This is a genomic window from Micromonospora sp. NPDC048063 (assembly GCF_043202855.1).
Lineage (GTDB): Bacteria > Actinomycetota > Actinomycetes > Mycobacteriales > Micromonosporaceae > Micromonospora.
On the sequence record NZ_JBIDBG010000010.1, the window covers coordinates 200818 to 214580 of the forward strand.

Here is a 13763-nt window from a genome sequence, read left to right on the forward strand (position 1 = left end):
GGGTGCCGGCGGGGCGCTCGACCGGTCGGGGCAACCGTGCGTTGGCCACCCCCGGTGGCGGTGGGGGCAGGCGGCGCGGCGGCCCACCCGTACCCGGCGGCCTCGCGCCCACGCCCGGCGGGCCAGCCGGTGCGGAACGAAGCCCCGGGACCACACCACCACCGGCACCGGACGGGCCCGGACGAACACCCGGAACGCCCGCGCCGCCGGTCCCCGGCGGACCGGGACGGACAGCCGGGGTCGCTGGGCCACCGGTTCCCGGTGCCGGGATCCCCGACGGCACCGCCCTCGGGCCGACGGTGCCGGGTCCGGGGCGACGTGAAACCGCCGGGCCGGTGCCGGGCGGGCCGGGACGCACGCCCGGGGGCGTTCCGGGGCCGCCCCCTCCCGGCGGACCAGGACGGGACACCCCGGGCGGGCCGGGACGGAGACCGGGCGGCGCACCCGGGCGGCCGGTGCCGGGTGGGCCCGGTCGGGTCCCGCCGGCTCCACCGGGCAACCCCGGGGGACCGCCCAGCCCGGGACGGGCCCCCGGTCCCCGGGCGGAGCCGTCCGAGACCCGGACCACGCCCTGGTCGACCGGGGAACCGCCCGGGGCCGGCGCGATCACGCCGGCGATGCGTTGCAGCAGGGTCGGACGCAGGCGCTGCTCCGGCTCCGGCTCGGGATCGGGCTCCACGGTGACCTTCGGCGTGGTCTTCTCGCCGGTCCACTCGAGGAAGCTCCCACAGGAACCGCAGAAGGTGTCCGCGTCACCGTTGTGGTTGCCGCACTCACGACAGACGATCACGGCCGAGCACCTCCAGGGTCGTCGCGACGTGGGCCGGCACGGCCGCGCGGATCAGCTCCTCCAGGGCGTACCGGGCGACCCGGTCGGGTTCGGCCGCCCGGACGCGGACGTGCAGCCGGGCCGGCGGGACCGGCCCGGTGTGCGATCGCGGGTGGGCCGACCAGGAGACCTCGGCCGAGTCCACGACCTCCACCTCGCCGTCGGTGGCCAGCTCCAGCAGCATTCGGAGCCCGCGCGCGGTGCCCCGTAGCCGGTGCGCCGCGGCCGCGTTGGCGACCATTGCGCGCTGCCGTTCGACCGGCCAGTTCTCGTCCAGGTGCGCACCGACCCACTCGCCGAGCCAGAGCAGGAAGTCCGGCGGCGTCAGCCACGGATCGAGGTACGCGTCGAGGCAGTCCAGGGTGGAGACCACCGGGGCGACCACCTGGTCCAGGGCCGCTGTCCAGCGGACCAGCAGGTCGTCCTCCTGCAACAGGGCGGGTAGGAACCCGGCGACCGGGTACGGCATCCGCACGTCGACCAGGCCGCGCATCAGTGCTCCTCCACTCGGAGCTGGTGGTCGAAGGAGAAGACGAGGCTGTCCGGCTCCAGGTCGACCCGGCCCGCCTCGGCACCCCGTTCCCCGGTCACCGGGTTGGCGGTGAACAGCCTCAGGTCCTCCACCAGCTCCACGCCCCGGACCCGTTGCAGCACGGCGAAGAGTTCCCCGGCCTGCACCGGGCGGCCGAAGGGCCAGCCCAGCCCGTCCGGGCCGCCGCCGGCCAGCGGGCTGAGGAAGCCGTACAGGGCGGCCAGGCCGTCCTCGCGGACCCGGTCGACGCGGACCCGGGGCCGGGCGACCACCCGGGCCACCACGGTCACCCCCCGGTAGCGGGGCGGCTCGACGACCGCCCGGGTACCGATCAGCCGGGTGGCGTCCAGCCGCTCGGCCACCCGGGTCAGACTGGCCTCGGCCGGGATCAGGTCCTCCAGCCGCAGCCGGCCCCGGTCGGTCGGGGCCGCCGGCACCACCAGGATCCGGGCCACCGGCGGGCCGTCGCCGTCGCTCGGTACGCAGCGCACCCGGGCCAGTTCGGGGGCCGCCTCGCGGGCGAGCACCTCGTGGTCCTCGGCGGTGACCGCGCGGTCCCGGCTGCGCAGCGTCAGCGGGCCCCGGCGGCGGGCCTCGTCCAGGGTCTCGCCGTCCACGCCGCCGCTGGCCGGGTGGCGGTTGTCCACTCCGGCGACGTACGGGACGCTGGTGCGTAGCGCGCGGACCGCGCTGGCGGCGACGTTGCCCCGGCTGCCACCGCCGACCGCGTAGCGGCGCAGCCGCAGCCGACTGCCCCGGGGCGGCACGGCACCGTGGCGGCGCAGCGTGCCGTCGGGCTGCCGGACCGCCGGGCCGAGCACGACCTCCCCGGCCACCCCGTCGAGCAGGAAGTGCCGGTCGTCCGGGCCGCTGGCGGCGAAGTGGCGGACCGGGGTCCATGGCTGCCAGCCGTCGTCGGAGCTGACCTCGAGCACCGGGTCGCCGAGGTTGGTCAGCACCGGTCGGCGGGACAGCGGGAAACGTTGGCCGGGCACCCCCTCCGAGTCGCCGAGTTCCTCGTCGTCGACCAGGTCGGCGTGCACCGCCTCGGTGGTGCCGCCCACGGTGTTGGCGGCCAGGCCGAGGATCACCGGGGTGGCGCGGTAGGCCGGCTGGCCCTCCTCGGGCTCCACCACCCGGGCGCGCAGCCAGCCGGCGAGGACGCCGTCGACCAGGGTGGCCTGGTGTCCCTCGGGTACGTGCAGCAGGAGCGCCCCGGGCCGGTTGAGCGCGCCGGTCTCGTCCAGGCTGACCTCGCACTCCCGCCAGCCGTCGGCGACCCACGCCTCCCAGCGCAGCGGCGGATGCTGCGGGTTGACCCCGACGCCGTCCACCCGGCCCTCGAACTCCAGCCGCACCGCGCAGCCACCGACCGGCCGGTCCAGGCCGACCAGCAGTTCGTCGCCCGGCCGGGGTACGGCGGAGAACGCGGCCACCGGGCCGCCGAGTTCCAGGGCGGCGGTCTGGTCGGTGGTCCCGTCGGCGGTGCGGACGCGTAACCGGGTCAGGGCGCAGGGCGGCACGGTGAGGTCGGCCAGGGTGGTGAAGACCAGCGGGTCGTCGCCGTCGGCGACGGTGACCGCCCGGGTGCCCGCCGGGACGACCTGGATGGCCCGGGCCGGCGTGGAGAGCCAGAACGTCAACGACGTCCGGGCTGCGGTGGGCGGCACCAGGCGCACCCCGATCAGCTCCAGGAACTTCACGTAGAGCCGGTCGGGCACCCGGTTGAGCCGGTAGATGAGCTGGTCGGTCAGGGACGCGAAGGTCTCGATCAGGGTCACGCCGGGGTCGGCCGGGTGCAGGTCGGTCCACTCCGGGCAGCGGTCGGCGATCAGCCGACGCGCGTCGGCGACCAGGTCCTCGTAGGTACGGTCGTCGAGGGCGGGGGCGGGCAGCGCCATCAGTTCGGCACCTCCGCCCCGGCCGGGGCCTCGCCACCGGGCAACGTCCGCAGGTCGAGCTGGAGGCTGTGCGGATCCTCGGTGCCGCGGGCCCGGTAGCGGATGTCGATGTGCAGCAGCCCGTCGCCGCCGGCTGGGTCGTCGGTGACGGCGACCTCGTCGATCTCGGCCCGGGGTTCCCACCGTTCCAGCGCGGTACGGATCTCCACCGCGACCGCGCGGCGGGTCGCGGCGGTGGCCGGCTCGAAGACGAAGTCGCGCAGCCGGGAGCCGAACTCCGGCCGCATCGGGCGTTCGCCCGGGTAGGTCGCCAGGATCACGTGCATCGCCTGCTCGAGCAGGGCGGCCCCGCTGACCGTGGCGAGCCCGCCGTGGGGCTGGACGCGCAGGGGAAAGGCACACCCGGTGCCGATGACGTCGGCCTGCATGGCACTCCTCAGTTGAGCTGGATGGGTTTGCCCTTGATGGCGGTCGCCGCGGTGCCGCTGATGTTGATCTGCGTACCGTCGATGTCGACCGTCTTGGCCTTGAGCTTCAGGCTGGTGCCGCCGTCGAGGGTCATGCTGCCGCCGGGGCCGGCCTTGATCTCCACGGCGGTCTGCCCGGTGCACTCGATGACCAGCTTCCCGGGCCGGTCGGGGGCGCAGCGCAGGGTCACCTCCCCGGTCACCTGGTCCATGGCGAGGGCGAGCTTGTCGCCCTTGGTGCCGAGGACCACGTTCGCGGCGGTGGGCCGGCCCTTGCCGCCGGGCGGTACCTCGTCGTGGAAGACCAGGCGGTTGCCGGACGGCGAGAGCAGCCCGCGCCGGATCACCGAGCCGGTCTGGCCGACCGACTTGACGCCGCTGGTGCCCGGTTTCGTCGACGAGGTCTGTGCGCCGTCCAGGCCGTACCCGGTGTGCCGGCTGGGCAGGCTGCCCAGCACGTACGGGCGGCGTACGTCGCCGAACTCGAAGGCCACCAGCACCTGGTCGCCCGGCTCGGGTACGAAGAACGCCCCGGCGACCGGACCGGCGAAGAGCTGTCCGACCGGCGCCCAGTCGGTCTCGTGGTCCGGCGACAGCCAGGGCAGGGCGAGCTTCACCCGGCCCAGGTTCCGCGGGTCCCGGACGTTGCTGACCACCCCGCAGACCACCCCGTCGATCCGACCCGCCCCGGCTCCGCCGCCGGTGTCGTCGGTGCCGGTGAGGCCGAGCAGCGACCGGTCCTGGGTGCCGCCGACGGTGAACTCGGTCCGGTACCCGTCGGTGGTCTCGTCGAAGACGTGCCGGGCGGCGCTGAGCGTCCAGGTGCCGGCGAACGGCGCCGGTACCCCGTCCACCCGGATCGCCCGGCCGGCGACCAGCCGGGCGTCGCCGAGCGTCTCCCCCTCGGCCTCGGCGAACGAGCCACCGAGGCCGGCCGCCAGGCTCGCCGCCACCTCCCGGACCGCGCCGTCGGCCCGGTCCGGGACGGGCAGGCCCCGGCCGACCAGGACGTGCGCCCGGGGGCCCGGGGGCGGCCCGACGTCACCGACAGCGCTGTTGCCGGCACGCGGGGCCGGGGCGGCGCGGGGCACGAAGGCGTCGGCGGCAGCGGCCGGGGTCCGGCCCGCGCCCAGGTCCACCCCGTCGGCGGTGGTCGCGGTACGGCTGGCGACCACCGTCGCCGCGACCGGGTCCCAGGCCCGCACCTCGACCTCGGGGGCGAGGTTGCCGGCGGTGACCCGGGGCAGGAAACGGCGCAGGTTGCCCCGGAAGGTCAGCGGCAGCGGGGTGCCGGCCCGGCGGGCGGCGGTGGCCCGCCGGAAGTGGAACCGGTCGCCGTCGGCGCCGACCTCGTAGCCGAGTTCCCGGGCCCGGCCGGTGAGGAACTCCCAGTCGGTCTGGTCGACCTGGGCGAGATGGGCCAGCGTGCCGCCGGTGGCGTCGATGGTGCCGACGGTGAGCTTGGCGGCGGTGGCGACCTGGCGGGCGATGTCGGAGTCGGACTGGTTGAGGAAGGTACGGGTCCGGCGGACCCGGTGCAACCGGTGGTCGTGGGTGTAGCCGCGCACCACCACGTACGCGGTGAGGTCGACGAAGCGGCCCTCCAGGGCGGTCACCTCGCCGCTGATCAGCCGGTGCTCGGCCGAGCCGTCCTGGGTGGGGCCGAAGACCTGCACCGCCGTGCCGAGCTGGAGACCGGCCCGGGTGAGCACGTCACCGTCCAGGTCGGCGAAGGTCAACTCGAACATGTCCGGCAGCCACTGCTGGGTGTCCACCACCAGCCGGACGAGACCGGCGGCGACCGGTGCCGGCAGGTCCCGACCGGCCGCGCCGGTGGTGACCCGGGGGCGCAGGGCGGTCGTACCCCAGAGCAGGTGGCGCCGGTCGACGCCGCTCATCGCCGCGCCCCCGGCGTCGGCACTGCCCCGCCACGGGTCTGGGCCCGGAGCGGGTCGTCGATGCCGCTCGCCGCGGCCCGTTGCCGCCACTGCGCCGGGTCGGTCCACACCGAGCGGGGCGGCGCGGGGGCACCGGGCTGCCGGGGGAAGATCTCCCCCTTGAACACGACCAGGTCCAGGGTGGCCTGGGCCCGGATCGGCTGCCCGTCCCCGTCGAACCGGGTGAGGTTGACGTTCAGCGTGCTCAGCTTGACCGTCATGGAGAGCTTGCCCCAGGTGAAGGTGAGATCGGGCAGGGCGGCCTCGCTGGCGGTGCCGTTCCGGTCCTCGGTCCCGGAGAAGGCGATCAGCTTCTGCACGTCCTGCGCGACGTCGGGCCCGACCAGGAGCACCTCCCCCGCCGACACCCGCAGCGCGGTGTCCGAGGCGATCACCAGGCCCTTGCCCTGCCCGACGAGCTGGCTGGCCCGGGAGGATCGGGTGATGTTCATCTTGGTCGGGTTGTAGGCGAAGGTGACCGTGCCGTCCGCCGGCGACGACAGCGAGGCCGTCGCCGCCCGGGCCTGGAGGTCGGGGAAGAAGCCCTCGTGCACCAGTTCCAGGCGCTCCACCGCCACCTGGTTGGTGTCGGCGGAGAGGTCCGGTCCGGACCACGAGGACGGGCGTACGCCGTAGAGCAGCCAACTGTCGACCGGTTTGCCGTCGGCGTCGAGCAGGGTGATCCGGGCGGTGGTCCGGGTGTCGTCGCCGGTGCCGTCCCGCCAGGAGCCCAGGACGTCGACCAGCCAACGCCGCAACCGCGCGGAGTGCTCCCGGTGGACGGCCCGTTCCAGCACGATCGGCGGGTAGCTGACCTCGCCCGGCAGGTGGTACTGGCCGACGTGGTCCCCGCTCACCCGGACCACCTCCGGCTTGAAGTCGGCCCGCAGGCCCCGGCAGGAGCGCCAGAGGCCGAGTTGGACGCCGCCGATGGTCACCTGGAACCGCATGGCGAGGCCGAGCTTGTCGGTCCGCCGGACCCCGGGTCCGCTGCGGAACAACTGCGCCAGGCCCCCGGAGGCCAGCCCCTGCGCGGTCTGGTTCGGGTCGCCCAGCATCCCGCCGAGCTGTCCCGCGGAGATCGTCTTCATCACTGCTCCGTTCCTGGTCTCGCTGTGGCGGTGGCCGGGTCAGAGCGAGAACGAGACGTCGTCGTCGAGGAAGCCGGTGTGGGCCAGCTCCAGGGTCTCCACGGCGACCCCGGCCCGACTCGGGTCGAGTTCGGACACCGACCAGCCGACCGGGAAGAAGTGCTTCAACTCCCAGCCGACGATCTTGATGCCGAGGCTGTCGACGAGCTGGATGCTGCCGCTGAGCGGCTGGTACCGCCGGGCCTGCTGGCAGAGCCACTCCTGCACCACCTGGGAGTCGAAGCAGACCGCCCGGCTGAGTCGGATCCGGCTGTAGGTCGGGGCGCCCACGAAGGTGTGGACGTCGTTGCTGTCCCCGGCGCGGTACTCGCAGACCTGCCAGGTCACGCCGAGCCCGGAGACCCGGGACCAGGAGCCGAGGTTGTAGCGCTCGTCGTCGATGACCACCAGGTACCGGTGGTTGACCCCGGTGACCTCGAAGAAGCCGCCCATGAACCGGGCCGCGGTGGAGAGACCGCCCGCCATCGTTCCGTACCTCCTCGTCGTCCGCGTCGTCGTGCTGGTGGGTCGCGCGTTCCCGGTCCGGGTGTTCCTGGGTCGGGTGTTCCTCGGTCGGGCTCGTCGGGTCAGGGGAACCGGGCCAGTCGTCCGCCGCGTTCCCGGTCGACCAGCAGTTCCTGTCGGAGCCGGCCGCGCAGCCGTCCGTAGAGGCGTCCGGCCAGTTCCTCCAGGTCGTCCGCGTCGTCCAGGTCCACCGTCCGCCCCGGCAGCCGGTCACCGAGCCAGGACCGCAGGAATGCGGTGTCCCGGTCGAGGCGAGCCGTGGTGGCCTCCTCCCGCTCCGTCGCGGTACGCAGCTCCTCGCGGAGTCGCTCCACCGCGTCGCGGACCTCGGCGAGGCGGCCGGCACTGCGGTCGAACGCGGGCGGGGCGGTCGCGGCGGCCACCTCGGCCCGTAGCGCCGCCAGGGTCGTCTCCGGCATGGGCTCGGACGACCCGGCCTGCTCGGCCCCTTCCTGCCGGTTCACCTCGGCCCGCACCGGGTCGCGCAGGTCGGCCAGGGCGTCGGCCGAACCCCCCACGGGTGCCCGCTGGACCGGGTGACCCGTCGGGGCCGGGCCGACGGGACCGGCCCGCCAGGTCAGCCCGCCGTCCGGCGTCGCCCCCCAGGTGCCCCCGGCGGACGTCGAGGCCGGTCCGGCGGGGACGGCCACCAGCGGCACCGCCGGGGCCAGCGGGCCCACTCCGTTCGGCGTGGATCCGTCGCCGAAGGCGTACTCGGCGGCCAGGGCACGTGCCTCCAGGTCACGTCCGGCGGCCGTCGACTCCGCCGGGGCCGTCCCGCCGAGCACGCGCTGCTGCACGACGTGGGCCAGCTCGTGGGCGAGCAGGGCCCGGGCGGGCGGCGCGTCGAGCGGGCCGGCGTCCGCCGGCAACAGGACCTCGCCGTCGCGGGTGGCGGCACGGGCACCGGCCTGCCGTACCTCGGCGGTGGCCTCGGGGCCGCGCCGGACCGGCACGTCCGAGACGTCGACGCCGTATCGGCGGCGGATCCCGTCCACCAGTACGGCGGGCACCGGCTCGCCGGTAGGCCCCTCAGCCGGTGCGGCCGGGAGCACCCGGGACGGCGGGTCCGGGTACCGCAGCGGCATGGCCGGTGGGTGCCCCGGCCGGGCGGGCGGCGCGTTGTCCGGCGGAGCATCACCGGTCAGGTCGTTTCGCGATCTGCGTTCCGGCGTCGCTGGCGCCCCGTCGATCCCGGCCACCGGAGACGACCGACGGAACGGACCGCCCGCAGTGGACGGCACGGCTGTTCCGGACGCGATCCGGTCGTCCGTGGCCGGTGCCGGTCCGGTGCCGGGTGCCGGCACCGGCCACGGGTCCGCGACCACCGGCGTACCGATGGCGGGCCCGGTCGGGGACGCCGGGCGCCACGGGGGCGGGGTGGGCGTGCCCGGGGTGGACACGCCCGACGTCGGCTCCGTCCCGGTGGGACGCGGATCGGCGTACCCCGCGACGCCGGGTGGGGCCGGAAGCTGTGGGGCACCGGCGATCGGCTCCCCCGCGTCGCCGGGCACCGCGCCGCTGGTGGGCACCGGACGGCTGACCAGCGGTGCGTCGCCGCGGTCCTGCTCAGGGGTCGCCGGGTCAGGGCCGGTGACCGACACCGCACCGCCGACCGGCGGTGGACCGGGTGGTTGGGCCGGGAGTTCCGTACGGACGACCGATGCCGGCACCCCGGTCGTGACGGGTGGCACCGGCGCCGGCCGTTCCCCGGTGCCGACTGACGAGGCGTCCGTACGCCGGGTCAGGAACCGGGCCGGCGACAGCGCAGCTTGGTCACCCGCCGGACGTACGGCGGCCCCACCCCGCGTCGCGGCGACCGGGCCACCTCCCGACGGGTCGTCCGGTCCGGCGGTCGACCCGCTTCGCTCCACCCGCCGCGTGACCGGTGCGGTCGGCCGGTCGGGGCGGTGCGGGGCCGGCCCGACCGGCTCGTCGCGGCGGTGCGGGGCCGGGCTGGCCGGGGCGGCGGGGCTGTGTGCGGACAGTCCGGTCGGGTCGTCGGAGCGGTGCGCGGGCGGGTCGGTCGGCGACACGGGCGGCGGGTCGTCAGCCGGGTGCGGGGCGGTGTTCGTCGCGGGCACTGCTGCCGGGCGGTCCACCGGGGCGCTCGCCGCGCCCACCGGCCTTACCTCCGGCGTGGGGGTGACCGGCGTGTCCTCCCCCGCCCGAGCCGGGCGGGGCGGTGTGCGCCGGGCGGACCGGGCACGGGAGACCACCTCGACCGGGCGGACCACCCGGCCGTCCGCCGGTGCCGAGCCGGCACCGAGCTGCTCGCTGTCGGGGGGCGGATCGGTGGCACGCGGTGCGGTCTCGCCCCGCTGTCGCACGGCCCCCGGCGTGCCGGCCGTGCGGGCCGCCTCCGCCGCCCGGGTGGCCTCCGCCGCGAGGTGGACGTCCTCGAAACCGGGGGGTGGCCAGACGGGCGCGATCGGCAGTCCGGCAGCGGCGAACCGGGCGGCGGTCCGGGTTGCCGCCTCGTCCCGCCCGGCCGGGCCACCGTCGCGCGCCGGCCCGGTGGCCGGGCCCAGGTCGGGCTTCGAGCCGCTGGCCGGGTCCAGCTGGTGCCCCAGGCCGGTGCCGGGGTCCAGGTCGTCGTTTCCGGTCAGCGGGGTCCCGTGGGTGGCTGCCGGGACGACCGGCACCAGCGTGCGGGACGCGTCCACCCGGCGGTCGGTGGACCCGGTGAGCAGCGGTGCGACGACGGGCCCGGCGGACCGGAGGACGGCGGTGGCGCCGGCGGCCCCGGCGGAGAAGGCCGGCCCGGACGACGGAACACCCGCCACCACCGGGGGCGGGGTGAGCGTGACCATGGCCGGGACGGGTGCCACGGTCAGCAGCGGCGCGGCGGCTCCGGCCCACTCCCGTACGGGGTACGCCGACGCAGTCAGCGGCCCGGGCACCCGCGCCAGCGGGGCGGCCGCCAGCGACGACCGTCCCCCGGCGGGCGGCACCGACGCCGGGACGGACGCCTCCGCGGCCGGCTGGAACAACCGGCGGGGCCGGAGGGACCAGGCCATCCCCCACCTCCTCAGTCAGATCAGGGCCGGTTCGTGGTCGGGACGGCTGGGTCAGGCTCCCGCCGGCAAGGCGCCGGCCAGGTCCACCGCGAACTCGTCCCCGCAGTGCGGGCAGGTGACCTCCGCGCCGGTGTGCCCCTGCTGGTTGACCCGCCGGTAGAGGTCCTGCAGGAAGGCCAGGTCGGAGGCGAAGAGCCGCTCGATCACCGTGGTGTCGACCGGCTGCACCGCACCGATCCGGGTCACCGTCCGGGCCAGCAGCAACACGGTGAGGTACGCCGGGTTCTGCCGTACCCGGGGATCGCCCTGGGGATGGATCTCGTCGCGGGCCGTGGCGAGCCGCAGGACGCCCTGCCGGTGCACCGCGCCCCGGTCGTCGACCAGCCCACGGGGCAGCACGAACGGGAACTCGGTCCGCAGGCCCGCCGCCGGTCCGGCGGCGGGCTCGGCGAGGTCAGATCCGCGCATTGAAGTCGAACAGGTCGTCGCACATCAGCGTGACCGTCTGGTAGACGATGTCGGTCGAGCCGGCCTTGACCCCGCTGACCTCCACCTTCGCCGGCCAGGCGTTGGTCATCATGTAGGTCAGCCGGGCGTCGCCGTTGAGGTCGTCACCGGGCCCGTAGAGCTTCAGTGCGCAGTCCCGGTACGCGTCGTACATCAGGTTGCGCACCTTCTGGTGCCAGAGCCAGAGGTCACCGTTGAGGTCGAGTCCCCGCTTGAGGGTCACCGTCGGCGGCTTGGTCCGGCCGAAGTGCCGGGAGAAGATCGGCCCGGTGGGACCGGCGGCCATGTACTCGGCGTTCTCCACCTCGCTGCTGATGCCGACCAGCTCGGCGAAGTTGACCGCGTTCATGCCCGGCACCTCCAGCCGGAACACGGCGGCACTGATGATCTCGGTGTTCTGGCGCGGGTCCTGGGTACCCTGACCTGCCATGGTCGTCCTTCCTGGTTACGTCGTCGCTCGGGGTCAGTCGTCGCCCGCGCCGTGCGAGAGCTGGGAGAGGCGGAACACCACGAACTCGGCCGGCTTGACCGGTGCGATGCCGATGTCGACGGTGAGGATCCCGGCGTCGAGGTTCTCCGGCGGGTTGTTCTCCGCGTCGCACTTGACGAAGAACGCCTCGGACCAGGTGTCGCCCATCAGGGCGCCGCTGCGCCACACCCGGCGGAGGAACATCGTGATGACCCGGCGCACCGCGTCCCAGAGCCGGGGATCGTTGGGCTCGAAGACCACCCAGTTGGTGCCGAGCAGGATGGACTTCTCGATCCAGTTGAACAGCCGCCGGACGTTGAGGTAGCGCCACTCGGCGTCGCTGGAGAGCGTACGGGCGCCCCAGATCCGGATGCCCTGGCCGGGGAAGGACCGGATGCAGTTGACCCCGATCGGGTTGAGTTGGTCGTGCTCGCCCTTGGTCAGGCCGCTCTCCAGGGCGAGCGCGCCCCGGATGATCTCGTTGGCCGGTGCCTTGTGCACGCCCCGGGTGTCGTCGTTGCGGGCCCACACACCGGCGACGTGGCCGCTCGGCGGCATGAACACCGCCCGCCCCTGCGCCGGGTCCATGACCTTGATCCAGGGCCAGTAGAGGGTCGCGTACTTGGAGTCGTAGCCGGCGACGTCCTGCCGCCACTCCTTGAGGCGCTGCGGGTGCAGCCCGGGCGGCGGGTCGAGGATGGCCACCCGGTCGCCCATCAGCTCGCAGTGCGCGATCATCGCGAGCTGGACGGCCCTGAACGCCTCGTCGTCGATGGCCCCGCGCTGGTGGGCGGCGGCCAGATCCGGCACGCTGAGCATGGTGACGTCCTCGATCGCCTCCAGGCCGGCGAAGCCGGTCCGGTCGCTGACGTCCCCGACGTAGTCCTCGGCGCGCACCCGCAGGTCGCCGTCGACGGTGGTGGTGTCCGGCAGTGCCGCAGCGGCGAGGGCGACCTCGGCACCGCGTCGAGGCGGGGCGAGCGTCGTGCCCTTGGCCTCCTCGATCTGGATCAGCTTCGACTGCTGGCGGACGACGGTGACCACGTTGCCGGCACCCCGGCGGGTGGTCAGGTTGTCCAGCGTCTCGACCGGCTTGCCGGCCCGCTTCACCACGAGCTTGAAGGTGTCGTCGCCGCCGTCGGAGGCGTCGGTGACCTCGACCGAGAGGTCCTGCCCGGCCGGGCCGGGCAGGACGGCGCGAACGGTGAAGGAGAGCTTCCCGTTGTCCCCGCCGGCCGGCACCGCCGCGGTGGCGTACGCCCCGTCGCCGCCCGCCGCCCCGGCGTCTCCGTCGGAGCCACCCACCCGGACGACGTACGCGGAACCGCCGCCGTTGAGGAAGTATCCGTAGACCGACAGGGGCAGGAACGCCCCGGCAACGAAGCCGCCGAAGGTGCGGGTGTACTGCGACCAGTTGGTGATCAGGGTGGGCTCGTTGACCGGCCCCCTCTCGGCGAAGCCGACGAACGCGGCGACGGCGGTCCCGACCGCCTCGATCGGCCTCGACCCGGAGGACACCTCCTCCACGTAGACGCCCGGCGACAGATACGTCGGCATCGAACCTCCTGTACGACGGTGTGTTGCGGCGAGCATGCCAACGGCGCCGGGCCGGATCCGTTGCCCGCCGGACCGCCACGGGGGTAGGCCGCACTGCCCCGAAGGGCAACGGATCCGCCCCATCGGCCTGCCCGGCCGCCGAGCGCGGGCCCACCCCGCCGACCGGCAGGGTGGGTGGGTGATCTGGGATGTCGACCTGTCGGTCCGGGCCTGGCTGGGCAGCTACCTGCCGCCGGAGGTGCCCGTGGTCTTCGACCCGCCGGACCGCTGCGCGCAGCTGGACGGCGAGCGGGTCTCGGCCTTCCTGCTCGACGTGGAGGAGGACTCCAGTGGCGTCTCCGCCAGCTGGGACGACCTGCGCGACGCCACCGGCCAGGTGACCGGGCGCCGCCCGCCGGGGCGGCGCTACCGGTTCAGCTACCTGCTCACCGCCTGGGGACCGGACACCGAGCGGGAACACCGTCTCCTCGGCGACCTGCTGGTCGGCTGCGCGGGTTGCACCGCGCTGCCCGTCCGTTTCCTCGTCGGGGTGCTTGCGCGGGCGAACCAGTCCGTGGTGGTGCGCAGCGCCCCCCGCCGCGAGGGGGACGCCGGGTCGGCGTGGCTGCCGCACGGCGGCGCCGCCCGCACCGGCCTGCACCTGCAACTGCTCGTCCCGTACGTGCCGGAGGCGACGACCGACCTGGCGCCGGCACCGCGCGAGGTGAGCGTCAGCGCCGGACGGCACGACGACACCCCAGGGGCCCGCGCCGCCCGCCGCCCCGGACGGATCAGCGAACCCGGCTGAGCGTCGAGCGGATCAGGGTGGGCCCGGTCCGCACCGGGCGACCCGACACGGCCGGGCCAGCGGGTTGCCCGATCAGGTAGCCACGGCTGCCCGTTGGTGTAC

11 protein-coding genes are annotated in these 13763 nt (G+C 75.3%); 1 reads left to right on the plus strand and 10 read right to left on the minus strand.

Going from position 1 to position 13763, the window contains the following annotated elements:
* Positions 1–773: 773 nt before the first annotated feature.
* The 10 genes from ACGFZ2_RS23705 to ACGFZ2_RS23750 form a co-directional block, all read right to left on the minus strand.
* Positions 774–1322 (minus strand): phage tail protein, encoded by a 549-nt coding sequence (locus tag ACGFZ2_RS23705; protein ID WP_393456921.1) that lies wholly within the window; start codon positions 1320–1322, stop codon positions 774–776.
* Complete coding sequence (locus ACGFZ2_RS23710; RefSeq protein ID WP_393456924.1) at positions 1322–3262, minus strand: putative baseplate assembly protein; 1941 nt, start codon at positions 3260–3262, stop codon at positions 1322–1324. Before ACGFZ2_RS23710 ends, ACGFZ2_RS23705 begins: the two co-directional genes overlap by 1 nt.
* Complete coding sequence (locus ACGFZ2_RS23715) at positions 3262–3690, minus strand: GPW/gp25 family protein (RefSeq protein WP_393456927.1); 429 nt, start codon at positions 3688–3690, stop codon at positions 3262–3264. Before ACGFZ2_RS23715 ends, ACGFZ2_RS23710 begins: the two co-directional genes overlap by 1 nt.
* An 8-nt stretch (positions 3691–3698) precedes the next feature.
* Positions 3699–5627, minus strand: coding sequence for a phage baseplate assembly protein V (locus tag ACGFZ2_RS23720; RefSeq protein ID WP_393456930.1), 1929 nt, complete (start codon positions 5625–5627; stop codon positions 3699–3701).
* On the minus strand, positions 5624–6757 hold the full coding sequence (locus ACGFZ2_RS23725; protein WP_393456933.1) for a phage tail protein: 1134 nt from the start codon (positions 6755–6757) through the stop codon (positions 5624–5626). Before ACGFZ2_RS23725 ends, ACGFZ2_RS23720 begins: the two co-directional genes overlap by 4 nt.
* 39 nt (positions 6758–6796) lie before the next feature.
* Entirely contained in the window at positions 6797–7282 is a 486-nt protein-coding gene (locus tag ACGFZ2_RS23730) for a phage tail protein (RefSeq protein ID WP_393263570.1), read from the minus strand.
* Between the two features lie 101 nt (positions 7283–7383).
* On the minus strand, positions 7384–10341 hold the full coding sequence (locus ACGFZ2_RS23735; protein ID WP_393456936.1) for a DUF4157 domain-containing protein: 2958 nt from the start codon (positions 10339–10341) through the stop codon (positions 7384–7386).
* A 51-nt stretch (positions 10342–10392) separates the two neighbouring features.
* Positions 10393–10809: a hypothetical protein gene (locus ACGFZ2_RS23740; protein WP_393456939.1), complete on the minus strand. Its 417-nt coding sequence runs from the start codon at positions 10807–10809 to the stop codon at positions 10393–10395.
* On the minus strand, positions 10796–11278 hold the full coding sequence (locus ACGFZ2_RS23745) for a phage tail protein (RefSeq protein WP_393263576.1): 483 nt from the start codon (positions 11276–11278) through the stop codon (positions 10796–10798). Before ACGFZ2_RS23745 ends, ACGFZ2_RS23740 begins: the two co-directional genes overlap by 14 nt.
* 33 nt (positions 11279–11311) lie before the next feature.
* Positions 11312–12874: a phage tail sheath family protein gene (locus ACGFZ2_RS23750; RefSeq protein ID WP_393456942.1), complete on the minus strand. Its 1563-nt coding sequence runs from the start codon at positions 12872–12874 to the stop codon at positions 11312–11314.
* Between the two features lie 178 nt (positions 12875–13052).
* On the opposite strand from ACGFZ2_RS23750, the gene ACGFZ2_RS23755 reads away from it, so the two are divergent.
* Positions 13053–13661: a Pvc16 family protein gene (locus tag ACGFZ2_RS23755; RefSeq protein ID WP_393456945.1), complete on the plus strand. Its 609-nt coding sequence runs from the start codon at positions 13053–13055 to the stop codon at positions 13659–13661.
* Positions 13662–13763: the final 102 nt, after the last annotated feature.

Excerpts from the sequence above, each read along its gene's own strand:
- ACGFZ2_RS23720 (WP_393456930.1), bottom strand. The coding sequence starts at position 5,627 with ATGAGCGGCGTCGACCGGCGCCACCTGCTCTGGGGTACGACCGCCCTG.
- ACGFZ2_RS23750 (WP_393456942.1), bottom strand. The coding sequence starts at position 12,874 with ATGCCGACGTATCTGTCGCCGGGCGTCTACGTGGAGGAGGTGTCCTCC.
- ACGFZ2_RS23725 (WP_393456933.1), bottom strand. The coding sequence starts at position 6,757 with ATGAAGACGATCTCCGCGGGACAGCTCGGCGGGATGCTGGGCGACCCG.
- ACGFZ2_RS23715 (WP_393456927.1), bottom strand. The coding sequence starts at position 3,690 with ATGCAGGCCGACGTCATCGGCACCGGGTGTGCCTTTCCCCTGCGCGTC.
- ACGFZ2_RS23710 (WP_393456924.1), bottom strand. The coding sequence starts at position 3,262 with ATGGCGCTGCCCGCCCCCGCCCTCGACGACCGTACCTACGAGGACCTG.
- ACGFZ2_RS23740 (WP_393456939.1), bottom strand. The coding sequence starts at position 10,809 with ATGCGCGGATCTGACCTCGCCGAGCCCGCCGCCGGACCGGCGGCGGGC.
- ACGFZ2_RS23735 (WP_393456936.1), bottom strand. The coding sequence starts at position 10,341 with ATGGCCTGGTCCCTCCGGCCCCGCCGGTTGTTCCAGCCGGCCGCGGAG.
- ACGFZ2_RS23705 (WP_393456921.1), bottom strand. The coding sequence starts at position 1,322 with ATGCGCGGCCTGGTCGACGTGCGGATGCCGTACCCGGTCGCCGGGTTC.
- ACGFZ2_RS23730 (WP_393263570.1), bottom strand. The coding sequence starts at position 7,282 with ATGGCGGGCGGTCTCTCCACCGCGGCCCGGTTCATGGGCGGCTTCTTC.
- ACGFZ2_RS23745 (WP_393263576.1), bottom strand. The coding sequence starts at position 11,278 with ATGGCAGGTCAGGGTACCCAGGACCCGCGCCAGAACACCGAGATCATC.